This window comes from Leptospira fluminis (genome assembly GCF_004771275.1).
Taxonomy (GTDB): Bacteria; Spirochaetota; Leptospiria; order Leptospirales; family Leptospiraceae; genus Leptospira_B; species Leptospira_B fluminis.
The window spans coordinates 348098-371211 of record NZ_RQEV01000011.1 but is presented as its reverse complement, the minus strand read 5'-3'; the positions used below and the strand labels follow the sequence as shown (position 1 = coordinate 371211).

General features: G+C 46.8%; 17 protein-coding genes, 1 rRNA gene and 1 other RNA gene. 14 read left to right on the top strand and 5 right to left on the bottom strand.

The genetic code is table 11. The features are described 5' to 3' along the window. Positions 1-187 precede the first annotated feature (187 nt). Positions 188-2245, top strand: a complete 2058-nt coding sequence (locus EHO61_RS11895; protein ID WP_135813788.1) for an AMP-dependent synthetase/ligase — start codon at positions 188-190, stop codon at positions 2243-2245. 56 nt (positions 2246-2301) lie between these two features. Here the strand turns inward: EHO61_RS11895 and EHO61_RS11890 are convergent, their stop codons facing one another. The 4 genes from EHO61_RS11890 to EHO61_RS11875 all read right to left on the bottom strand — a co-directional run bounded on the left by EHO61_RS11890 (position 2302) and on the right by EHO61_RS11875 (position 6858). Then, positions 2302-3195 (bottom strand): MBL fold metallo-hydrolase, encoded by an 894-nt coding sequence (locus EHO61_RS11890; protein ID WP_135813824.1) that lies wholly within the window; start codon positions 3193-3195, stop codon positions 2302-2304. Positions 3196-3227: 32 nt separating this feature from the next. Further along, positions 3228-4805: a HEAT repeat domain-containing protein gene (locus EHO61_RS11885; RefSeq protein ID WP_135813787.1), complete on the bottom strand. Its 1578-nt coding sequence runs from the start codon at positions 4803-4805 to the stop codon at positions 3228-3230. 1 nt (position 4806) lies between these two features. Beyond that, on the bottom strand, positions 4807-5493 hold the full coding sequence (locus tag EHO61_RS11880; RefSeq protein WP_135813786.1) for a hypothetical protein: 687 nt from the start codon (positions 5491-5493) through the stop codon (positions 4807-4809). A gap of 90 nt (positions 5494-5583) precedes the next feature. Continuing rightward, on the bottom strand, positions 5584-6858 hold the full coding sequence (locus EHO61_RS11875; protein ID WP_135813785.1) for a hypothetical protein: 1275 nt from the start codon (positions 6856-6858) through the stop codon (positions 5584-5586). A 399-nt stretch (positions 6859-7257) separates the two neighbouring features. Here EHO61_RS11875 and ssrA point away from each other — a divergent pair. Beyond that, positions 7258-7604, top strand: a transfer-messenger RNA (tmRNA) gene (gene ssrA, locus EHO61_RS11870). A gap of 204 nt (positions 7605-7808) precedes the next feature. On the opposite strand, the gene EHO61_RS11865 is transcribed toward ssrA, so the two are convergent. Next, complete coding sequence (locus EHO61_RS11865) at positions 7809-9737, bottom strand: adenylate/guanylate cyclase domain-containing protein (RefSeq protein WP_135813784.1); 1929 nt, start codon at positions 9735-9737, stop codon at positions 7809-7811. Positions 9738-9838: 101 nt separating this feature from the next. On the opposite strand from EHO61_RS11865, the gene EHO61_RS11860 reads away from it, so the two are divergent. The 12 genes from EHO61_RS11860 to EHO61_RS11805 all read left to right on the top strand — a co-directional run bounded on the left by EHO61_RS11860 (position 9839) and on the right by EHO61_RS11805 (position 23095). After that, positions 9839-11107, top strand: coding sequence for an aminotransferase class I/II-fold pyridoxal phosphate-dependent enzyme (locus tag EHO61_RS11860; RefSeq protein WP_135813823.1), 1269 nt, complete (start codon positions 9839-9841; stop codon positions 11105-11107). Positions 11108-11242: 135 nt separating this feature from the next. Further along, positions 11243-13573: a hypothetical protein gene (locus EHO61_RS11855; RefSeq protein WP_135813783.1), complete on the top strand. Its 2331-nt coding sequence runs from the start codon at positions 11243-11245 to the stop codon at positions 13571-13573. A 43-nt stretch (positions 13574-13616) separates the two neighbouring features. Next, entirely contained in the window at positions 13617-14453 is an 837-nt protein-coding gene (locus EHO61_RS11850) for an Fpg/Nei family DNA glycosylase (RefSeq protein WP_135813782.1), read from the top strand. A gap of 70 nt (positions 14454-14523) precedes the next feature. Beyond that, a 5S ribosomal RNA gene (gene rrf, locus EHO61_RS11845) occupies positions 14524-14640 on the top strand. A gap of 147 nt (positions 14641-14787) precedes the next feature. After that, complete coding sequence (gene rpmH, locus EHO61_RS11840; protein ID WP_016546812.1) at positions 14788-14949, top strand: 50S ribosomal protein L34; 162 nt, start codon at positions 14788-14790, stop codon at positions 14947-14949. A 9-nt stretch (positions 14950-14958) separates the two neighbouring features. Next, positions 14959-15279, top strand: coding sequence for a ribonuclease P protein component (rnpA, locus tag EHO61_RS11835; RefSeq protein ID WP_135813781.1), 321 nt, complete (start codon positions 14959-14961; stop codon positions 15277-15279). Continuing rightward, complete coding sequence (gene yidD, locus EHO61_RS11830; RefSeq protein ID WP_135813780.1) at positions 15276-15503, top strand: membrane protein insertion efficiency factor YidD; 228 nt, start codon at positions 15276-15278, stop codon at positions 15501-15503. Before rnpA ends, yidD begins: the two co-directional genes overlap by 4 nt. Before the next feature lie 2 nt (positions 15504-15505). Beyond that, on the top strand, positions 15506-17359 hold the full coding sequence (gene yidC, locus EHO61_RS11825; protein WP_135813779.1) for a membrane protein insertase YidC: 1854 nt from the start codon (positions 15506-15508) through the stop codon (positions 17357-17359). A gap of 23 nt (positions 17360-17382) precedes the next feature. Then, positions 17383-18093: an RNA-binding cell elongation regulator Jag/EloR gene (gene jag, locus EHO61_RS11820; RefSeq protein WP_135766994.1), complete on the top strand. Its 711-nt coding sequence runs from the start codon at positions 17383-17385 to the stop codon at positions 18091-18093. Between the two features lie 7 nt (positions 18094-18100). Next, positions 18101-19474, top strand: a complete 1374-nt coding sequence (gene mnmE / locus EHO61_RS11815; RefSeq protein ID WP_135813778.1) for a tRNA uridine-5-carboxymethylaminomethyl(34) synthesis GTPase MnmE — start codon at positions 18101-18103, stop codon at positions 19472-19474. A gap of 120 nt (positions 19475-19594) precedes the next feature. After that, the gene (locus EHO61_RS11810; RefSeq protein WP_135813777.1) at positions 19595-20857 is read left to right on the top strand and encodes a malic enzyme-like NAD(P)-binding protein; all 1263 of its coding nucleotides are present in this window, start codon (positions 19595-19597) and stop codon (positions 20855-20857) included. 123 nt (positions 20858-20980) lie between these two features. Then, entirely contained in the window at positions 20981-23095 is a 2115-nt protein-coding gene (locus EHO61_RS11805) for a hypothetical protein (RefSeq protein WP_135813776.1), read from the top strand. Positions 23096-23114: the final 19 nt, after the last annotated feature.

Below are 23114 nucleotides of genomic sequence, written 5' to 3'. Positions count from 1 at the left end.
AGATTCTGCGGGCGGAAATTCTATTACCAAAACTCGCTCTCGTTCTCTATTTGATTTTGCACCGCACCGTTTTCCTCTTTTCTAAAATTTTCTTGACTCTTCTCTTCCTCGCAATACCGTAAGCGCTCTTTCAGCCCAATTTACCAAAGGGTAATATTTATCCCTTCTTCAAAAAGGAAGAACTCCAATGTATAAGAATTTAGCAGAGTTGTACCTCAAGGCGGCCCAGGCCTACGCGGACAGGCCCGCATTTTGGTCCAAGGACGAAAGTAAAGAGTATAAGCCTACTAGCTTCAAACAATTGGCCGATCTCGGCCTGAATCTAGCGGAAGCGCTCATCGAACTCGGAGTAAAAGCCCGGGATCACGTCGGAGTGATCGCCGACAACCGCTTGGAATGGATTATTGTGGATGCGGCCGTTCTATTTTGCGGTTCCGCAAACGTTCCTAGAGGAACGGACGTTACGGATGGGGAGATGGATCATATTCTGAACCATTCTCATGCCGCCGTAGTTTTTCTGGAAAACGATAAGGTATACGAGAAATTCCTTAAGAACAAATCCAAACTTAAGGATGTCAAGACCGTCATTATCATGGATAAGGACAGTAAAATCAAAACGAAAGGGGTTTTGCACCTTTACGATTTGATCGAAGAAGGACGGGCACATCGGGCAAAAGGTTCCAAAAAGGCCGAAAAACGGATCGAAGGAATCAAACCGGACGACCTGTTCACATTGATTTATACTTCCGGAACTACGGGAATGCCCAAAGGCGTTATGCTCATGCACTCCAACATGACGCACCAAATCGAGTACGTCGTCCCCTTGATTTTGAAAAAGTCCATGATCAAGGACGATGATAGCATGCTCTCCATCCTTCCGGTATGGCATATATTCGAACGGGTAGTAGAATATTCAGCAATCTCCCTCGGTATTGCTACCTTTTATACGAAAGTTGCGGATCTGCGGAACGATCTTGCGAAGGCGAGACCGTCCTTTATGGCTTCCGCACCTAGGGTGTGGGAAAGTATCTATTCCGGTATTTATAATCGGATCAACGATCCCAAGCAGACTCCTCCGGTTCGAAAATTCCTATTCAACACAGCGTACCTATTTTCCAAGAACTATCACGCAGCGGTACGTTTTTTAAGCGGACGAGAAGTGGATTACGAAGGAAGAAATCCACTCCAATCGCTGGTAATGGGGATAGAAGCGTTGCTTCGGCTGATTTTAACCGGTCCGTTTACGGTTTCTATTCTCGCAATGGCCGCCTATTTTTACGTTAGGAGTGCCAATCCGAATCTACCGGTCGTGCCCGGTTTGCTTCTCACGATAGCGGGTCTAGGATTGATCTTCAATTATAAGACTTTGGACGCCGTCGTTCTGGCGAAGATCCGTCAAGCTACCGGCGGACGCCTGCGAGGAACTCTTTCCGGAGGCGGGGCTTTACAACGACACGTGGACAATTTCTTCAATGATATCGGCCTGCTTGTTTTGGAAGGTTACGGAATGACCGAAACTGCTCCGGTGATTTCCGTTCGCCATTACGATTATCCTATCATCGGATCTGTGGGATACGTAGTTCCGAAAACGGAACTTCAAATTCGGGACGATAACGGAAAAATCCTGACTCATATCAACGATAATCGTGAGATCTTGGCCGGAAAGATCGGACTCAAGGGAGTCGTTCATATCAAAGGGCCGCAAGTTATGAAAGGGTACTATAAAAACCCGGAAGCGACTAAAAAGACCATGTCGGATGGATGGATTAATACGGGAGATATCGGTTTCATCAATTATAAGAAGACCCTTACTCTAACCGGTCGCGCTAAGGATACGGTCGTTCTTTTGGGCGGCGAAAACGTAGAACCGGTTCCTATCGAAAATAAATTGGACGAGTCTCCGTTTATTAAACAATCCATGGTGTTTGGACAGGACCAAAAGGCCCTGGGAGCAATTATCGTTCCGGATATCGATAATCTGAAACCTTGGTTGGAACAGAATGGAATCACCGCAAAAGAATTGAAAGATTTGGTGGATCATCCTAAAGTCCTCGAGTTCTACAAAAAAGAAATTCGGGAGTACAATAGTACGAAGGAAGGTTTCAAATCCTTCGAATTGGTCCAACATGTGGTGATCGCTCCGAAAGCATTCGAAGTAGGGGACGAATTAACCAACCTGTTGAAAATGAAACGTCACATAATCACCGAAAAGTATCAGAAAAAGATAGATAAGGTGTACAAGTAATTCGAAGGTTTTAACCCTTGCGAAGGGCTTCGGATAAAACCGAAGCCCTTTTTCATTTACGGAATCCTGTAGATGCGAGGAAACACTTCTGCCTCCGGGCGGAGAAGAGAAGGGTCATGGAAGGTTAAGATTCTCGTCCCTTGTTCGACCAGCAATTCCATGTATTGTAAAAATTCCCGATGATTTTTAACGGAATAGAAAGGTAGGCCTACAGGATCTTTTCCTCCCACGCAGAGTTCCGTGAAAATACATTCGTCGCCAGTGAAGAGTACCCTATTTTTCGGAGATCGTAACCACTCTATCGCGGAATGGCCCGGGGTTCGTCCTCCCGTAAAAAGAATTCTAAAATCGGGGAATACTTCCATACTTCCTTGGACGAAAGCCAGTTTTTTATCCTTTTCTTTGGTGAGCAGAATCTTGCCGAGATTCGGAAACCAGTCCGTCTTTTTTAGAAGCTGCCAATCGTTCGGATTGATGTAAATCCTAGCTCCCGGAAACAGATTCAGCCCGCCCGCGTGATCGGCGGAAAAATGAGTCAATACGATATCGGTAACCATCGATACTCCGATTCCGGCTTTTTCGAGGATGGTATCCGGAGAAATCCAATTTCGGATACCGTATCTATCTTTGGTCCGCACGGAAGAAATTCCGGAGTCAATCAAAAGGATCCTATCTCCACTTTTGATCAGATAAAATAGAAAAACAGTTTCCTTTCGTTCGACTTCTTCCTCCGATTCGGCGGAAAGGTCCGGCCAACTTCCGTTTCCGTAATGGACGGCGTAAAGGCCGTCTTCTAATTTTTTTTTCGAGTCGGTTCCGAGGCTTTTCTTGTGGGCTTCTCGAAAGACTTTTCGTCCCGTTTCGGTTATTCGGCAGGTGACTGCACCGAACAGAAGGAAAAAGGGAAAAAAGAATTTAAGTAAACGTACGAATCGAAAGTACAAAATCATGGGGAAGAGAAGGGCGAAAAAAAAATCTTCCCTTACTTTCGACTTTGGTACCAATTCAACCACTCGTTTTTGGAGGAGAATTTTTCCCCGGTCACGGATTTTAGGGCCGCGATCACCAATTTTCGATTTCGAGGAGTCTCGTTATCCTCTAAAAGAGAGATCAAAACAGAAAGACTTTTGGGATCTTTTCGAGCGCCGAGCTGTGCCACCGCCACTTGGTGTAGATTCCAATTTTGGCTACGGGCATATTTTTCCAAGATAGATTCCGCCTCTTCTCCCTTGATGGACGCGATCGCACCTAAGGTGCTAGGTGCTAAGTCCGGGAACTGCTGGGTTTTACGATCCAGTAAGGCCAAGGATTTGGGAGAAGCGATCATACCTAAACTCTCGGCCGCAATCCTCGCCAATTTTTGATCGGAGGAATCCGCCGCTTTTTCCAATAGAGGTAGCGCTTCCGGATCCCCGATTCCACCTAGAGCCCAAACCGCTCCATATTTTGCCTCGCCGGAAGTTTCTTGGCTGATTCTGGATAAAACCGAGATACTTCGTTTATCACCCATATATCCTAAAGACTGGGCGATGATTTCCCTGTCGGGCAAGGAAGTATCAAGGAGAGAGGTTTCGATGGATTCTCGGGCCGGAACGTACTTGATGCGACCTAAGATATGGGAAGCGGGTCCTTTCGTTTCCGCCGATCCAGTACGAAGAACGCGTAGTACGCTCGGTCCCGTCTGCGGAGACGGCACTCCGATGAGAACATCCGCGGCTCTATAACGAATTTCTCTACTTGGATGACCGATCAACGGTAAAACCGCGGGAATCGAATTCGGATCTCCTATATCCACCAGCGCGATAGAAGAATTCTCTCTTCCTTTATCGAATTCCGCAGTCATCGCTTTGACGAGAAGAGGAACCGCTTTTCTACTTTTGATTTTACCCAGCGCCAAATAAACGGCGGCCAAACTAGGGCTCGGTTTTAAATTTTCGGCTTGTTTTAGCAGATATGCTTCCCCCGCTTGAATCCGCAGTTTTCCGATCGCCATGGCATAAGTTTTGGTCTTCTCAGGGTCGGAGTTTTTTTGAGCGGATACCAGAAGGTTTCCGCTCGCGGAACGGGCATCGATCCGAACCAAGGTGTCCACGGTTAATAAGCGAATTGTAGAATCCTCGCTTTCCAAAAAAGGAACGAGTTTATTTCCTGCCTCGGCATCGCCCATTCTCGCGAGAGCCTCCAATACCGTTTCGATTCCGACTCCCGATCCCGCTTGCAAAAGATTTAATATTCCCTGGATGGAGGGTTTATCTTTATAGATTCCCAATGCGAGGGCTGCCGGACCGCGTAATGATTTGTCGTTTCCGGTTAGGAAGCTTCGGATTTTCGGGAGATAGATTCTCTCGTTTCGATCGGCCAGCTCCAGAATCGCCTGGGATTTTGCCTGGATATTTTCCGACTCCAGGGCTTTTTCAAGCTCCGCAAGGCCAGCAGGTTCCGCTTCCGAAATTTCAGGTAGACGGTCCGGCTTCGGGGGCCCGCTGCATGAAAGTAAGAAGGTCAGAAATGGAATCAAGGAGAGATGAAGTAAAAGATAGATACGGATCGTTTTTGTCATTTTAAGAAGAAGGAACTATATTCAAGGTTTGTGTTAATTGTTGCAAATCGCTTTTCCATTGGGCGATATCCTGATTCGCTTCCGAAACCTGGGCGGGGTCCATTTGTCCCTGTTGGATGGTGTATTCTACGAGTTGTATTCTGGATTCCAATTCTTGGATTTTGTATTCCAAATATGCCCTTTGCTGTTGGGGAGTCACCTGAGGTTCGGTCGATTGCGGAGGGGTGGCGCCGGGCTCTGCGAATCTTCCTGCGTTTCTCCCTATCGCAAATTGGGATTCCGCAGCAGTTACGAGATCTAGTCTTTCTCGGGCTTTCTTTTCCTGTTCCTCCGTTAATGGGGGCCGAAACTCGGCAGGAATATAAATGTTTTTCGGATATTTGAGGGCAAATTCGGCCCATTCTTCCCGGATTTTTTCCCGATCGGAATCCGTCTTTTTAGGACCGAAGGCATGAGGCCACAATCTCTTTGCTTGCCCTTCCAATTCGGGATCTTCTTGGAACGGATGAGGAGCTTCCGGGAATTCGATTCCGGAAGTTAAATTTCGTCTTCGTTCCAAAACGGTCTCGGTTTCCTGACTGACAGACTTGATTTTACGGGACTTCTCGGGCCAAAGAATGAATAATAGAAGAACGAATGCAAGGAACCCAAGTAGGATCCATAGGGAATATTTTTTAATCAGAAGCATGCTTGTTACGCGATCGAGGCGTTTTTAGAGAAAGGAATCGCAAAACCTCGAGAACAGTTACCTCGAGATTTTGCGATCTGTATCGAAAGTTTATACGAAGATTCCGATGACCCAAGAAATAAACTGCCCGAAGATCGTTTCGGTCAGGAATTTTTTCAGATCGATCGGATTACGGTTTAAGCTGTCATAATACCAAGCGTTGTATTCACTAATGGTCGGAATGGAAAATCCGTATTTAGAATCGATCGCTTTGATCAATTCGTTCGCAAAAACCGTATGGCCGTATTGGTTCGGATGCACTCCGTCCAACCCGAAAATTCCGGGTTGTCCGGGAAGCGGCCAATTCGCTCTGGCGTATCCGGGACTCCATCCGGACGGACTGTTAATCAACCTTCCGTTTTCCTTCAGATCGTCGAAGAGTACTTTAAGATCCGCAACCGCGAATCCCATTGCAACCGCTTGGGCTTTTACTTCGCCGTTCAACATGGATAAGAAGTTCGTGATGGTATTTACTTCGCCCGCATCCAGAACTTGGGAAGGATCGGAAACTGAGGAACGGAAAAACGCCTTTAACCCCGTGTAATTCGCTCTTCCTTGCGGGTCTTGGTACGGTTCCAGAAAAGCGATGGAAGTCACATTCGGAATCGTAAACAATACTCCTCCTTGGATGGATCCGATCGCAGCCATTCTGCGCATCGTTTCACGGATGTCCCTCTTGAAGCGTGCTTCGTCCAAACAATTCGTAGAAGTGCTGAGGGCCGTACAAAGAACATGGTTTGCGGCGGCGGTTCCGAATAGGAAAGTCGGTCTGACTTTTTCCATGACTTCCATCTGAGTTCCGGAATTTCCCAGTCCGAAACGATGGAATTTATCCGGAGTTTGGCAATCCGCGACTTGAACCCAGCGGTAGGTAAACCAATACCAGGTTGCCCAGTACCATTGTCTGGTCCATTTCGTAGCAGTGATATCTTCGCACTGGCCCGAAGTTTTCAAAACGGTAGTGTAATCCGCGCCGGTGATGCCTGCGTGGGTCGGAAGGCTGACAGTGGATCCGTTTCCGCCGATAACGCTTGCAGCGATACAGAAAATACCGCAATTCCCTTTAAGAACATCCTCGAAGTTAATGTACGGTCCTTTTAAAACGTTATAACTTACGCCAGAACCCGCTTGTTTGGAGACAAGCACGGGGTAGGCCCAGTCTTGGGTCTTTTTTTCCACGGTAGCGCCAAAGAAACCTTGGCTTAAAGAATCCCCGATGACTCCGGGTTTCGTAAAAAGTTGGGACTGGCTTTGTGCAGAAAGGGAAATTGCGCTAAAGCTAATCCCCAATACCGCAACAGCTTTCCAAATGATAGATTTTCTCATTTTAAATTTTTATCCTCACACGGACACGCCTCCTGAAGGAAGAAAGCGATCCAATTCTCTGCGTGCCAATGTAGCGTTAATTCGAAAAAAAGTCAATTCCACTAAGAGTTTTAAGGTTGTATATAAAACATTTGTTATATTACGTTCGATCAAGAGTTTGATGGTTAGATATCGAATCAAATGCGTTCTAAGAATTTTATATTTTTATAAACTCTGTTCGTTATAAGTTTCTTTCCAAACACAGTTCGTTATCTCCGAAACGTTTTGGGACGTTCGAGGTTAAAACGGGAAAAGTCAGGGGTTTTGGGATATTTTGCCCGGAATTCAGGGAATTTTACCGGAAAAACTCCTTGAATTTCCGGAATTCCGTCGAAATCTGGATGTCTAACTGATAACAACGGGGACGAATTTGGTTTCGACTGTTGTAGTTGAAGTGTGGTGGCATGTAGGGGTGAGGGGCCTCTTAAAAACCTTCAAAACAATAAACGCTAACAACGAATTAGCACTAGCAGCTTAATCTCTGCTACGGACGAAAGGCTTACTCCCCCGGTGGTTTTTTGTCCGACTCAAACGGGGGACGTGATTCATCGGTGTTCGGTTCTCGATGGATGATGTACTGGAATCGAATTGGAGGGGCACACCTGCCTGCGGGTTAAGGCTCTCCGAAACAACAATCGTAGGACAAACATGTAGAGGCCCCATAGAGGCACAATAGGACCCGGGTTCGAACCCCGGCGTCTCCAGTAATCATCTTTTGTTTTATACTGCATCGGGGTGAGAATGCGAACTCGAGTAAGCAGAGATAGCGACCCGTAGGGAGCGTGATCTCTGCGACCGAACTGCACGGAAGCGGTGAGGCTTCGAGTGAGACGCCGCAGAGCTTGATCGGAAAGGAAATCCGATCGCGTCGCGGCGAACCCCGGCGTCTCCAGTAATTATCTTTTGTTTTATTATAATGTTCCTTCGGCCGATTTCACCAGCTTATAAGCGTCCGTGTCCTGATCGATCCAGGATTGGTGGAACTTCACCTTTTTGACCTTCCAGCCCTTTTCTTTCATGAAATATCGAACTTCTCTATCTCGGAAAACGATTTCCGAAAGTACGATTTCCTGCTCTTCCGCGATCCCTTGCAGCTTAGCAGCAAAATTTACCGTATTTCCGAAGTAATCTATATTGCTGTTCAGATTCACCGCTAGGCAAGGACCGCTATGAAGGCTGACTCGAATCCGGATCGGAGTCCGATTCTTGGAAGAGGAAAACGCTTCCTGTAACTCGGAGGCGGCAAGGATTCCGTTTACGGGAGACGTAAAAGAGGCCATGACCGCGTCTCCGATCGTCTTTACGACGGCACCCTGGTGGTCCCGGACGATTTTATAAATTTCCACGAAATGTTGTCGTACCTCGGCAAACGCGCTCGTATCCCCTTTTTGGTGATAGAATCGAGTGGATCCGACTATATCGGTAAACAAAATCGTTTGGATTCCGATATCCAACTGCAATTCGGTGGAAAGTGCTTCTTGGGAGAATAGTTCCCGAAAATCCTGAAAATTGAATAGGTCTGACGGTCTAAGACTGTTTTGATCTTCCCGCCTTTCCTCTATGACGAATGCTTTCGGATGAGAGTCCTTATTTTTCAGAACCAAGGAGGGAAAATTTTTCGCGGTAAGTTGTTCCGGTAAGGAGGAAGACCATTCCAGTCTCTGTTCGGAAGAGTCTTCCGACACATCCAAAAGGGTATAGTGTTTTTCTCCGCCGATCCTCATTCGATAGGTTCCCGGTCCGAGCAAAAGACGGGACTCGTACGTCTCTTCCGGATCCAAGTATTTTTGAAAGCGGATATGCGATTTGGTCGCGGGTTCCGCCGCACAGAAAAATCTTTTTTGAATCTCGCGAACGGAAGGATGGACATGGAAAGTGATCTCTACCGAATTGATCTGGTTCGTATCGAAACGTATATTACAAACTTCGCAAGAATCTCTCGTAGGCAAATCCCCTAAATGCATCGCTTCGGTACGCACTCCTCGGCAATGGGGGCAAATAATATCCCAGGAAAGGGTAAACAGACCTTGGCGACAACCGTGTAGAAAGACAAGAAGTAGTTCGTTCAAAGAGATATTCCAAGCCTTTGCCAAAGCCTTAACCCGGATACGATAAAGATCGTTTTCGTTCGCGTCGAGTATGTAGCCCAACAGTTTATCCACGAGATTTCTAGGCTGGCCGTCACGGATTAGGCCCGTGCGGATTTGGTGGACTCTTGCAGGGAAAACCGGGTCGGAATCGGTCGGGGATTCCTTCAATAATCCCAAAGCCGAAGGACCGGCCCAACCTGCAGTTTCGACTTTTTTCAGATCGTTTACGACCTCGGACAATCCTTTAATGTAGGATTTTTCCAATTGGCGCATTCCTATCGGCAACATATATTTTCCGATAAACCCTCTCGGTATCCATCCGAAATAGACGAAGAGCCTTGTTCCATCGCCGTTTAAAGGAAAAAGTTGATAACGGGTTCTAACGTAATATGCGAATCCTTTCGAATAGATACGTGCGTTATTTAATTGTCTGCAATATTCCCATTCCCAGGGAACTTCCTCCCATTCCATCAGGATCCCGGCATTTTTGGAGGAACCGAATAACTTTCCGTCGATTTCCCGGAATTTCATTTCTGGAATCCCTATCCTTTTGTTAAAGGACGAGGTGTCCGTCAACCAAGGCCACAATTGGGTCGGGGAGGCGCTTAAATCGAATTTCCAGAGTCTATCGATCGGATTTGCGAGCGAAGTCCATCGCCTTTCCCAAGGAAAGGCATTTAGAAACGACCCGAGATCCAAATTTTCAGGATCTAAAATTTTCCGAATATCGGTAGGAATATTTTTCGGCATACCCTTCTCCAATGATAGAATTCGACAAAGAAAGAAAATTTCCCGCCTAAACTTAGATTATGTTTCCGGAACTTCCATTGAAAGAAAAGTGGAATACGCCTATGATTCCGAAATTCTCCGTATCCAAATTCGGTTCTAAATTTAGCCGCCAAACCGGGATAGGGCAGCTCATGGAGGATTTGGCGAACCTCGAGCCCGGGGTTTGCATGCTCGGGGGAGGAAGTCCCGCATTGATTCCGGAGGTACAGGAGGTTTGGAAAGAGTTTTTATCCAAATTAGCGGAGAAGGGAAGTTGGGAATCGATTCTAGGAAAATACGAATCTCCCAGCGGTAAGCGGGAAACGCTGGAAGCAGTTGCCGATCTTCTACGGAAGGAATCCGGCAGATCGATTCGAACCGAAGAAATTGCGATTACGGGCGGTTCTCAAAACGCATTTTATTTGCTCTTGAATTTTTTTTCCGGGACGTACGAAGACGGTAGCAAGAGAAGAGCGGTTTTTCCGGCGGTTCCCGAATACATCGGTTATATAGATCAGCCTTTAGAGGAGGATTCCATCCTTCCGGTTCCGAGCCTAGTACGAGAAACGGGTGAGCATACCTTCCGCTACGAATTGGATGAAGCGAGTCTGCAAAGATTAGGTGAATCTGCGGAGCCTCTCGGTTGTATCGTCTTATCCCGTCCTTCCAACCCGACAGGACGGATCGCAGGGGAAGAGGAGATTCGAAAGATTCTTTCCTTTGCCGAAAAAAAAAGGATCCCGTTCCTACTGGATAACGCTTACGGTTTCCCGTTTCCTGGGATCGTTTATTCCGGAGACAATCGTTGGTTTTACGAAGACGGTATGGTCCAGTCATTCAGTCTTTCCAAGATCGGATTGCCCGGGGTAAGAACGGGTTTTGTTTTAGCGGACCCTAAGATCGTTTCCTCATTAAATAAAGCGAATGCAGTCCTGAATTTAACCGGCGGAAGTCTGGGACAATACGTCGGTCTAGAGCTTTTTACCTCGGGAGCCTGGTCTTCCTTAAGTAAAAACGTAATTCTTCCATATTATGCCGAAAAGCGGAAGCTTGCGTTTTCCGTGATAGAAAGGGAATGGACCGGTAAACTCAGATACCAGATTCACGAAAGTGAAGGAGCTTTTTTTCTTTGGGTCCGATTCAGAGGACTTTCAAAATCCTTAACCGAACTGTACTCGGTCCTCAAAAAATCCGGTGTGGTTCTCGTCCCAGGGCGGTATTTCTATCCGAAATCCGAAGTGAATGATCCGTTCGTCGACGAATGTGCCCGAATCAGTTTTGCCCGAGACGAGGAGGAACTTTCCGAAGGACTTTCCAGAATCGGGAAGGTTTTGGCCGAATATTCGGAATAGCATATCCGGAGGAAGATTGCACCGGACCGAATTTGGCGTAATAAAAGAGTTTCAATCTCTTTTCGGATCCGCGATTCTGGTTTCTAGAATATTCGCGAAATCCGCCTCCCGGATTGTTGTTCATTTCGGACGCTCATGGAAACTTTGGAGCAAGAATTATCCTTTGAAGAATTATCCTCGGACCAATCTAAAGTCGCCGATATAGACGGACTACAGCCCGACTATATTTTCTTAAATGACGGAGCGGTGGGATTATCCGCCACTTCCCGTTGCATTCTGGATGAACTGAGAGATTGGCATAAAAAAACCGAAAAGCACGGGTCTAAAAGCGTCCATCCTTCCTATCTTCTCACTCTAGACAAACTAGGCGAGCTTCTGAATAAGTATCGGAATTTAAGCGAGCAAGCAAAGTCTCCGGAATCCGTGGATCTGGCGTTACGTCAGGTGTTGGATTCAGATAAAAAGGGGAAAAACAAGTCGGCGATGATGTATCCGTTTTTGGTCAGGAACGCGAATAAAGTCATGGCTAAAATCGCTCTGGTTTCTCCTCAGAAAGAAGCTAAGACGGACGTTACACCGTATAGAAAAGCCTGCTTTCAATTTTCGGAAGAAACCATAGATCTGATACTCGCGAATCGATCCAAGAAACCGCGCATTCTCGAGGAAGACCGCCCGGGTGCAATCATATTACATAAAAATAAAACGGGTCAGTTGTGGCTTTACCCTAAGTTAGGCTCGCTCGAATCCGAAATGGCGAGTCTTTTGCGGAGGGGATTTCAACCTTATCACTACCTTCCTATGACCGATTTTTTGTCGGATTTCGTCAATTACGCTAAATCGAAAGAAGCCTTAACCCAAATCCTTCCGGATTATCATATCATTATAGACGATCTCATGTTGAATCCGGATGGAACATACGTTCACCAGCCGGAAGTGATCTCTCATTACCGTGCGCAGGTTGATGGATTGGAAGTTTTTGCCCTTACTTACTTAAAACAATTAGCGGAAAGGGCGGGTTATACTTTGTTTCGGTCCCGCATCCAGGATTTCGAAAACGTTCACGGAGCGGCGGAGCAAGGAAGAAAGCAAAACAGCGAGAAAGTGGAGGCGCTGATCCAGTTGGTGGAGGATTATCCTTTCGATCGGGAAAAGGACGATCTGGGAAAAAGGGTGAGAGAAACCTGTCAGTCTTCCATTCAGATTATACGGAAACTGATCGAGGAAAAGTCCAGATTAAGCGAACGGAAAATCGACGGCGCCTTTAAGAGTCTCGTTCATAGAATCCAAACCCAAATCCGGGACCATACGCAGGGACAACTTACCCTGTATAAATTCAACTCGGAGAAAAGGCTGGTCGGGGTGGGCATCACCGCACCGGATCAAATCTCCTCGTATTCGGAGATTTTGAAAAAGGAACTCGCCGCATCCTTCGGCATGAAGGAGATCCAAAAGGAGGATGGGAGTTCCGAGATTTATATTTGTGATCCGGGCTATATGGCGGCCGTAATCCATAAATTGACTTCCGAATCCAAAGTGAATCCGTCGTTTCAAAGAGAACTGTCCATCGCGAAGGAAATCAACGCCTCTTTATCCGCGGCAAAGCACCCCGATCTGAATTCGAAATTGAAAGGGGATCATGTAGTAAAGCTACAACAAGACTCTTTTTTGATAGAAAGAGAGACGGAAGAGCGGGAAAGATCCGAAGCTCTCGCAAAAAAATTCAATCTTTCGATGGGGCTACTCGGCTTCGTGGGGACCATGCTTTTCTTTTTGATCGCCTCCGTACATTTCAGCACGGTCGGCATCATCTTCGTGGGAATTCCAGTTGCGTTGGTGATCGGTGTAATGCTGGCTCTATTCTTCCGGGACAGGGAAAAGGTGGATTTACCCAACACGATGTCCAAATCCCAGGGAACGGGATTTTCGGGAATTTTTATCGGGGGAGGTTCGGTATCGGATTCCGGATTTAAGGAAGAAGACGACTCGGAAGAACATTTTGGAAAGGCGGAAAGCCCGAAAGAAAAGAAAGTGAGCCTGATCGCAAAGGGTGCGGAAAGATTCGTTTTTCCGAATCGGTTCACGAAAATCCAGGATAAGATTCACGACGGAAAATCCCTTCGGAAAAAGATCTGGGAAAATATCGATAATATCCGCCAAAGCGTTTCTTATCTTAAGTCGGAGCCTGACGACGATAAAGTAGCCTCGACTGTGGAATACGCCTTATTGCAGAACGCCGCGATGATCGCGATTCCGGACGATATCGTTCCGATCGGTATGCCTAGTACGATCATACTCAGTCATTCGGACCTGAAGGCCCCCTTGATTCGGGACCAATTGTCGGAATTTCTCCGTAACGAAGCTCAAAAGAAGAAATACGACAAGAAGCTCGTAAAATATTATACTTTTCTAATTAATACTATCGAAGTGGAATATTACAAATATCTTCCCAGTCGGAAGAAGAGATGAGCGTCCGCTCCACGATCCCATTTAGAAAATTAACCGTTGTACCATGCCCGAATTACCGGATTTAGTGATCATTGAGGAACGTCTTGTGCCCGAACTGATCGGTCGTAAGATATCCGCGATAGAAATTGTGGATCCTATCGTAGTTCGGAATCTGACGGGTTCCTCAATCGAAGACGGATTTGTCGGAGCTTCCTTCCGAGGGCTCTACAGGAACGGCCCTTTTTTGAATTTCGACCTAGGGGATAAAAACGTAGTAATTCACCCTATGTTGGCAGGTCGCTTCTCGCTCGAGCCGAATTACAAAAAAAAGGATCTATGCGTCCGGTTTCGCATGGAAGGATCGGTGCTAAATTATAGCGACGACGTCAGAATGGGAAAAGTGTATTTCTCTTTGCCCGGCCAATTCGCACAGATTCCGAAATATTCGGAACAAGGAGTGGATCTTATTTCGGAGCAATTCACGGAAGAGGAATTCCAGCGTCGCATCGACAAAAGCCGTCAGCAAACCAGAGTCTTCCTAATGGACCAATCCAAGTTGAGCGTTTTGGGAAACGCCTATTCGGACGAGATCCTGTTTGAGGCAAGGATCCATCCGAAAACTCCATGCCACCGACTCACTTCGGAAGATAAGCATCGGCTCTATGAAAGCATCAGAAGGGTTTTGGCCGATTCCATCGATTATATTCGAAGGAAAAAGGCGCCTTTGGATTTCAAGGTGCGGGATCACGTAAAAGTTAGAAATCGGAAAAACGAACCCTGCCCCAATTGCGGAACCAAGATCCGCCGCGCTAATGTGTTGGGTCACGATTCCTTCTTCTGTCCTGTTTGCCAGCCTATGGCTGGGGAGCAGTTTATCGATTGGAATCGGCTCCAACCGTGAAACGGAAGCCGGATTTCTCTTGGATTTTTCATTGACAGCCCAAAGGGTACTTACAACGTGGCCTTAGATTCTCGGTGATTATAGAGAGAGGGTCACACCCGTTCCCATCCCGAACACGGAAGTTAAGCCTCTCATCGCTGATGGTACTGCATGGTTCGCTGTGTGGGAGAGTAGGACGTCGCCGGGTTTTTCTTTTTTTATCCCCTCCCTTGAAACCAGTATCACTTTCTTTTAGGGGAAACGGGTTGACTGCCCGATTTAGGTAGAAAATCCTAACGGAGGGGGACTTCCCCGGTCAAAAAACCGCAATCGTAGATATTACATAGGGATTTATATGAGAAGAACTTATCAACCCAGCCGGATCAAACGCGCCCGTACCCACGGCTTCCGCGCCAGAATGGCAACTCCGGGTGGCAGAAAAACTCTCTCCCGTAGAAGAGCAAAAGGCCGTTACAAACTTACCGTTTCCGATGAAAGAACCGGAAAGAAGTTCTAACGAAGTAAAATCGAAGAGACACTTACATCCAGGAAAGATATCCGCGAACTTTTTCAGTTAGGGAAGAGATTTTCGAAACCTCCGCTGGTTCTCGTTCACAAACCGAACGGAATCGGACACAATAGATTTTTGTATTGTCCGGAACGTTCGGTAGGAACTGCGGTCCGACGAAATAGGGTCAAAAGAAGACTTCGGGCGGCGATAGCGGAATTGGCTCCCGGTTTTTCCCAAGGATTCGATATTGCCGTGCTGGCAAAGCCGACGATTTTCGAACTGGATCACAGTGAATTGATTTCCTATTTGGCCTTTCTCATGAGACGAATTCAATGAATCAGTTGGCTATCTTTCTGATTACTCTGTACAAACGTTGGATTTCACCCGTTCTCCCCTCCGCTTGTAGATTTACACCTAGTTGTTCCGAATACGCTTTGCAGGCGTTTCATGAATATAATTTCTTTCAGGCGTCCTTTCTCTCCGGAAAAAGGATCCTTCGCTGCAATCCCTTCTTCGCCGCCGGTGAAGACCCTTTACCCCCCAACCCTAAAAGGAAATAGGAATGGAAGACAGACAAAATAGGCTTTTTCTCGCTTTAATGCTCAGTTTAGGAATTTGGTTCGTCGCGAACTACTTTCTCAATCCGGATCTCGGAAAGCCGAAGCCGCAAAATAAGCAGACGGAACAAAAAACCGAGGTTTCGAAACAACCCAAAGAGACTCTAACGCAACCTACCGAAAGCACCGCAGCGAAAGTAGATCCTAAGGAAATCAGAAAGTTCGTCCTCAAAACCGATTCGCATATCGTTTTTCTGTCCAGCCTCGGAGCTAGGATCGAAAAATTGTACATTAAGGATTATACGAGTTCGGAAGGAAAGGAAGTCAAAGTCGCCCGTGCGGATTACGACGAAATCGAAGTGGAAGGCGCCAAATATAGGGCGATAGAACTTTCCCGGGGCAAAGGCTTCGATTTCAATTTTTCGGATAGTAAGGAAGCGATCGGTTCTTCGGATTGGAACCGGATCAATTTTAAATCCGAAGAAGATAAGGAAAATTTAAAGTTCACTTTTACCTCTTCCAAAGACAACGTCCTTCTGAAGAAAACGTTCCAATTCTTTCCCAAAGAGAATTATTTTAAAACCGAGATTTCCATCACGAACATCGGAAAGGATAAGTTGGCTTTTTCCCGTCGCGAAAAACCCGCTTATCTGAGGACTTTCGGAAGTATCGGACCCGTCCCGCAAAATCGGGAAGCGAACGATCAGGAACTCTCCAAATTCTTCCGAGTCTATCGTATGGATGGAAGTATGAAGGACTTTGTGGACGGCGGTTCCGCTTGGGACTTCTTTGAAGGAATCCGGAACTTTTTTACCGGAGTTCCGAACGGGGACGATCGATTTAAGGAAGTTGTGAGTTCCGGAGAGGGGGTCGATTTTGTCGGTGCGGGAAGCCGGTATTTTCTCGCCGTTTCCGATTCCTTGAACAAGCATGCGGAAGGAATTCTCCTGGATAACCGTAAGAAAAACGAGTCCGGAGTGATTTTGACTTACTCGGACATCGAGCTGGAACCGGGTAAATCCGAAGTTCTGGATTTTGCAAATTACGTGGGAATCCGTGAATGGGACGGTATGCTTTTTAGGGATCCTAAGTTGGATCCGTTTCGGAATCCGAAATCCCCCTTTGCAGGTTTGAGCCCCGATCTGAACAAGTCCTTCAACCAAGGGATTTTTACTCCGATCCGCAACGGGATCGTTTGGTTCCTACAGCAATCCTATCATTACACGTTTCCGAATTACGGATTCGGAATTATTCTCTTCGCTTTGTTATTCAAACTCGTCTTTTATCCGCTGAATCAAAAGCAAGCGGAATCGATGAAAAAGATGAGCGCGCTTTCTCCCGAATTGAAGAAAATAAACGAGAAATACGCGAAAGATCCGGAAAAGCGTCAGCAGAAAATGATGGAGCTTTACAAAAAGCATAATATGAATCCGCTTTCGCAACTTGGGGGATGTCTTCCCATGCTGATTCAGTTACCTATTTTCTTTGCATTATACGTTGCATTTGCGGATACGATCGATCTTTGGAAGTCGCCTTTCCTTTGGATCAAGGATTTGAGCGAACCGGATTTCGTGTGGACTTCCCCTTCTATTCCTTATCTAAGCAAGGAAGGACTTTCGCTGAACCTTCTGGTTTTACTGATGGTGGGAACCCAATTCCTGTCCATGCGATTGACCACCGTGCCGACGGATCCGAATCAGAAGGTAATGATGTACGTGATGCCTCTCATCATGGTATTCTTCCTTTGGAGTATGCCCTCCGGGTTGACTCTGTATTGGACCGTTACCAACCTGCTTTCGATCGTGCAACAATGGATCACTAATATACGAAAGAAAGATGAAAGCCCTGTGAAGGCCTGAACTCATATATCGAGGAAAACGATATGGAAAACTATATATTCGAAGCTGAAGGAAAAACAAAAGTCGAAGCGGAAGAATTCATTCTTAAGACTTTAAGATTGGACTCCGGGGACGTTAGATTCGAGACGGTGGAATCCGGAAAATCCGGATTTCTAGGATTAACCCAAAAGAAGCCCGCAGTGATTCGGGCTTTCGTTCTGAACGTGGATCTTCCGGCGGAGAAAATCATACACGGAGTAGTGATTACTTTACTCCGTAAGATGGGAATCGAAGCGGAAGTAGTCGGAATGGGCGATGTGGACGGAAAAATTTACATCGAAGTCACGAGTCGGGAATCGGGTTTGATCATCGGAAAAAGGGGAGCAACTCTGGATGCTCTTCAATTTTTGGTGAACCTGATGGTCGATTCTAAGATCCGTCACGGTCGAAAAATCGTTTTGGATACGGAATCTTATCGCGACAAGCGGGAACTTTCCCTGATCCGTTTGAGTAAATCCGTGGCTGCCTCCGTCGCAAAATCGGGAAAATCGAAATTACTGGAGCCGATGAACCCTTTCGAAAGAAGGATCGTCCACATGGCGCTCCAGGAGAACGAGAAGGTATTTACCCGTTCGGAAGGAAACGGTACTTATAAAAAAGTCCGTATTATTCCGATGAAGGATCGTCACAAATACAAAGACGTGGTCGATAAAAGCCCTAACGGCGATCTTCTCGAAGAAGTGAACGATTACTGAAACGGCAGTGGCCGATACCATTGCCGCCGTTTCAACCGCCTCCGGAGCCGGAGCAATCGGAATCCTACGGATCTCCGGTCCGGATGCGCTGAAAATCTCCCTTTTACACCTTAGAGGAATCGAATCCGAGTCCAACCGGATTTCTGTTCAACCCAGGCACGCGTATACTCTCAACTTTGTCGATCATGACAGAAAGTTGGATCGAGTCGTGGTTGTTTTTTTCCCCGGACCGAACTCGTTCACCGGCGAGGATCTTTGTGAAATTCATGCGCACGGAAATCCGATTTTATTAAGAGAAATTCTCGAGTGTCTTTTTCGATCCGGAGCAAGACCCGCGAAACAAGGGGAATTTACGAAGCGCGCTTTCTTGAACGGGAAGTTGGATTTGAACGAAGCCGAAGCGATCGGTCGGATCATCCAGGCCAGATCGCGTTTCGAATTGGAACTCGCCCAGAAGAACGCTTTCGGAGAACTTTCCCGCCTCGCTTCGAATCTTCGCAGCCAATTGGTTTCGTTAAAAGCGGAATGCGAAGCGGAAATCGATTTTTCCACCGAAGATCTTACCTTCGAATCTTTAGTGCAGAGAAAGAATCGGATTCGAAAGGTTTTGGAAACCTGCGAAAACCTGCTGAAAAAATCCGGCCAAGCGGAAACTCTTCTGGAACGAAGCCGAGTGGTTTTGTACGGGGAACCCAATACGGGAAAATCCAGCCTGATGAATTTGATCCTCGGGCGTGAAAGGTCCATTATCTCCGATATTCCCGGGACTACCAGGGATTATGTGAGCGAGGAGTTTCTGCTTGCCGGGATTCCGATTCGCCTTACGGATACGGCCGGGGTCCGGGAGACCGGCGACAAGGTGGAAAGAATGGGAATCGAAAGGAGCGAAAAGGAATTTTCTTCGGCGGACGTGCGAGTGTTCGTAATCGATCTATCCCAAGAAATCGACTGGGGAGAGTTTGCGCGATCCAACCTTTCCAAACTGAACGGAGCCGTGATTGCCGCCAATAAATTCGACATTGCGAGTCCCGGCTGGAATCCTTCCGCGATCCGAAACATACTTTCCGACGCGGTCGTGTGCGAGGTTTCCTGCAAAACGAGACAGGGTATCGACGAATTGATCCGTGAAATTTCCGAAAAGCTGCAAAGCTTGGAGAGCTCGGAAGATTATGTCCTTTTGGAGGAAAGAAATCGTTATCATTTTCTCTCCATCGTCCGCTCTCTGAACGCGTGTCTCGCCCTGATCGGTGAAAACGCTCCTGCGGAAGTGTACATTAAGGAAATCGATATAGCTCTCGACGAAATCGGAGAAGTGAACGGACGGGTGGACACGGAAGAAGTCCTGGGTAGAATTTTCAGTAAGTTTTGTGTCGGTAAATGAATCGACTTCGGCTTTGACTTGCGTAAGCGAGAAACCGGATTCCCGCGGCTAATTCGAAAAGGAAAAGTTCGGAATTAAGATAGAATCGAAGCCTATTTGCAAAAAAGTTGGTCTATTCGTATGAGAGAAAAATCGCTCGAATATCATTCTCAGCACCCTAAAGGCAAAATCGAAGTAGTTCCCACAAAACCGACTCGCGATTCCTATGATCTTTCTTTGGCCTATTCTCCCGGGGTAGCTTATCCTTGTCTGGAAATCAAAGAAAATCCGGACCTAGTCTATGAATACACGAACAAGGGAAATCTTGTCGGAATTATCACTAACGGCACCGCGATTTTAGGATTAGGAGATATTGGTCCGGCGGCCGGGAAACCGGTCATGGAAGGGAAGGCCGTATTGTTTAAGAAATTCGCGGGAATCGACGTTTTCGACATCGAGGTGGACGCGAAGAATCCGGAAGAGTTCGTGAACGCGGTGAAAATGCTAGAACCTACGTTCGGCGGAATCAATCTGGAGGACATTAAAGCTCCGGAAAGCTTTTATATCGAAGAACAACTCATACAAAAGATGAATATTCCCGTTTTCCACGACGACCAGCACGGTACGGCAATCATTACCGTAGCAGGGCTCTTAAATGCTTTCGAGCTGAACGGAAAACGGCCTAGCGAAATTAAGCTTGTGATCTGCGGAGCCGGAGCCGCCGGTATTGCGATCGCGGAGTTGGTGCAACATATCGGGGTGAGGAAAGAAAACATCTTTTTGGTGGATACCAAAGGAGTGATTCATCACGAACGTACCGACCTAAACGAGACCAAGAAGAAGTATGTGCAAAATACCAAAGCCAGGACCTTGGCGGACGTCATGCAAAATGCGGACGTTTTTGTAGGTGTTTCCGCTGCAGATATGGTCGACGAGTCGATGGTCCGATCCATGGCAAAATCTCCGGTGATTTTCGCGTTGGCAAACCCCGATCCGGAAATTCCGTATTCTGTCGCCAAAAGTGTAAGATCGGATTTGATCATGGGAACCGGTAGAAGCGATAATCCGAACCAAGTAAATAACGTCTTGGGTTTCCCATTTATTTTCCGCGGGGCCTTGGATATTCGAGCCAGACATATTACACTGGAAATGAAATTGGCGGCAGCGAGATCGCTTGCGGAACTTGCCCGTTTGGACGTACCGGAATCCGTGAGCGCGGCTTATGGAGGGGAAAAATTCAAATTTGGCCCAGACTATTTGATTCCGAAACCGTTCGATCAGCGCGTCTTATACCATGTAGCGCCTGCAGTAGCGGAAGCCGCCGTCCAAAGCGGTACCGCAAGAAGACCGTATCCGGGAAGGGAGAAATATATCGCTTTTTTGGAAGGTTTGATGCGGGCATAAGGAAAGTTTCGGAAGAAAGGCCGACGGGTCGGTTTCGAAGCTCAAGAAAGAAGTCGCCTTCTCCGAGAATGTACCTGAAGCAATATCGCTAGGGAATCTCCGGGGCGAAAAGAGAGAAACATTATGCCCGAAGCGGATAGATCTCCAAAAACCTCGCCCGAACTAGGACTTCCTGCCCAAGAATTAGGAATCGTCCCTCCGGAAAGAGTGGATTTGATTCCGGAAGAGGAACTCCGAAATCTGCTCCTCCAAACCAATCCGAAAGCGATGCGGGACTTGGATTTGATCGAAAAAGGAGTGGAGAACTTCTTTTTATTCAATCAATCCCCTTTTGCTCTAGCGAAATTCGAGCAACTTCAATTTCTAAAGCCGGCGGATCTAACGTATTTCGAGAATAAGAACGGTTTCGTTTTATACCAGTATATGTTCGTCTCGGAAGAGACTAAGGAATTAGGACTTTCTAACGTAGTTTTAAGACCGGCATCCAGAAAATCCGAGCAGGTTCAAAAAATAAAGCTCGCTTGTCTGGCGCAAAGCGCCTCCGCGTTTTTACAGTTCATTCACCGTCGGGATTTCATCCTTATGGAAAAGAAAAACAGCGGAGAACTAAGAGAATGGGTTCAGAGACAATATATAAACACCGACGAAAAAGGAAATCCAGTCGATTTTCAGGATTCTAAAAATCTGTCCTTGTCCATGAGAAATCTGATTACGTTCTCCATGGAATCCTTTCTACATCGGAATCTAAAGCTGAACGAGGAAATTCTCGGAACTTTCGTTTCGATTCTATCCAAAAAGCCGCCCGAGATTTCCGAATTTCTCGCACAAATTAAGACCGAAGGTGATGCAATCACCGCGCTGGAGAGAAGGGGAAACCGTCCCCCTTTGCTGCAACTTCATCAGGAGTTTCATCTAGTACAGCCCTCTTTGGACGAATTGATAAACGACTCATCTCCGGATCCTAAGACGGGAGCCACTAACGAAGAGACGGAGATGGAAATCGTTTACGAGATCTTTATTTCTCTGGCGAGAAGGATTCTCTTTCATCTCCTTCCTGCCGAACAGACGAGTTGGATCCAGTCGGACGGAATGATGCAGGGATCGGAGTTTCTTGCGGAACTTCGGAGACACCCGGCTTTTACTTCCGGAAAAAACTGGGAGGGATCGGATCTTTTTCTCCAGGCGTTCGAAGTTTTGATCCAATCGATGAATTCCCTTTCAACGCTGAGAAAGGAATCTTTAATCAATCTCGCATTCACCGATATCGTGATCCGTATCCGCGAGACCAAGGAACCGTTGGTAGTCGATCAGAATTCCATTAAATTGAAAGACGCGGCGATCCAAGCGGCCGGGTTGAATAAGGCGGAAATTCTAGATCAAATATTGGAGAAAATAAAAAGCAGAAACGATATTCTGAAAAGAGAAAAGGCGACCGGATCCGCTCCGGGACTTTTGACCCTTGCTTTGGAAAACGTTATCCCGGCATTTTTGTACACCAAGGATAAGAGAACCTCCGTTCATAATATGATCCGCAAGAACGGTCAAGCAAAAGGGATTTATGCTTTTTTGCGGGAAGTAACCGAGGGAGTGGATTCCGAAGTCGCGATAGACGAACAGTTGCGGCTATCGAAAGCGATTTCGGAGTGGGAAAAAGAAACGGAAAAACAAAAACGTAAGGCTGAGCAGGATTCTAAATCCTGGATCGTTCGATTGCTGGAATGGATTCTCGGGCTTTTCGGAATTGCAGTCGCCTCGACGGAAAAGAAGGATTTCGAAACCCTCGATGAATCGATCGGATCCGCCAAGAACGTGAACGCACAGAAACAATCCTCTCCAAAATCGGAAAGCACGGAGTCTCAGACAAAACGTAAAAAGTCCTTAGGTGTTATCGTCGGTCCCAAGGAGAAGTCCCTGTTGATTCCTCCGAAACTGCAGAAAGTCATCGATTATGTGGACCGAAATAACAACGGATTGATCTGGTTGGACGAAGTTGTGAACACCGTCGCTTCCCCCGAATTCGGAAAAGACAAAGTTGCCGACCTCATATACTATGACCAGAAGCGGAGATATATCGAGATTCGCTCTATGAATTCCGTCCGACATGTGTTCATACGGAAGGAACTCGAATTCGATTCCGCCTGGCTGGACTCCGTTCTGGAATATCTGGAGAACGTCACTGCAAAGAATCCGGAATTCGCTGCATTGGCGGACACTCTTCGTAAGTTCCGGGAAGAGTAACCTCGCATTTTCGCGTCCT

Bases quoted from the DNA above. Each gene is read 5' to 3' on its own strand.
- EHO61_RS11855 (WP_135813783.1), top strand. From the start codon at position 11,243: ATGGAAACTTTGGAGCAAGAATTATCCTTTGAAGAATTATCCTCGGAC.
- EHO61_RS11880 (WP_135813786.1), bottom strand. From the start codon at position 5,493: ATGCTTCTGATTAAAAAATATTCCCTATGGATCCTACTTGGGTTCCTT.
- EHO61_RS11875 (WP_135813785.1), bottom strand. From the start codon at position 6,858: ATGAGAAAATCTATCATTTGGAAAGCTGTTGCGGTATTGGGGATTAGC.
- EHO61_RS11895 (WP_135813788.1), top strand. From the start codon at position 188: ATGTATAAGAATTTAGCAGAGTTGTACCTCAAGGCGGCCCAGGCCTAC.
- yidD (WP_135813780.1), top strand. From the start codon at position 15,276: ATGAATCAGTTGGCTATCTTTCTGATTACTCTGTACAAACGTTGGATT.
- rpmH (WP_016546812.1), top strand. From the start codon at position 14,788: ATGAGAAGAACTTATCAACCCAGCCGGATCAAACGCGCCCGTACCCAC.
- EHO61_RS11850 (WP_135813782.1), top strand. From the start codon at position 13,617: ATGCCCGAATTACCGGATTTAGTGATCATTGAGGAACGTCTTGTGCCC.
- EHO61_RS11890 (WP_135813824.1), bottom strand. From the start codon at position 3,195: ATGATTTTGTACTTTCGATTCGTACGTTTACTTAAATTCTTTTTTCCC.
- EHO61_RS11810 (WP_135813777.1), top strand. From the start codon at position 19,595: ATGAGAGAAAAATCGCTCGAATATCATTCTCAGCACCCTAAAGGCAAA.
- EHO61_RS11805 (WP_135813776.1), top strand. From the start codon at position 20,981: ATGCCCGAAGCGGATAGATCTCCAAAAACCTCGCCCGAACTAGGACTT.
- yidC (WP_135813779.1), top strand. From the start codon at position 15,506: ATGGAAGACAGACAAAATAGGCTTTTTCTCGCTTTAATGCTCAGTTTA.
- jag (WP_135766994.1), top strand. From the start codon at position 17,383: ATGGAAAACTATATATTCGAAGCTGAAGGAAAAACAAAAGTCGAAGCG.
- EHO61_RS11860 (WP_135813823.1), top strand. From the start codon at position 9,839: ATGATTCCGAAATTCTCCGTATCCAAATTCGGTTCTAAATTTAGCCGC.
- EHO61_RS11885 (WP_135813787.1), bottom strand. From the start codon at position 4,805: ATGACAAAAACGATCCGTATCTATCTTTTACTTCATCTCTCCTTGATT.
- EHO61_RS11865 (WP_135813784.1), bottom strand. From the start codon at position 9,737: ATGCCGAAAAATATTCCTACCGATATTCGGAAAATTTTAGATCCTGAA.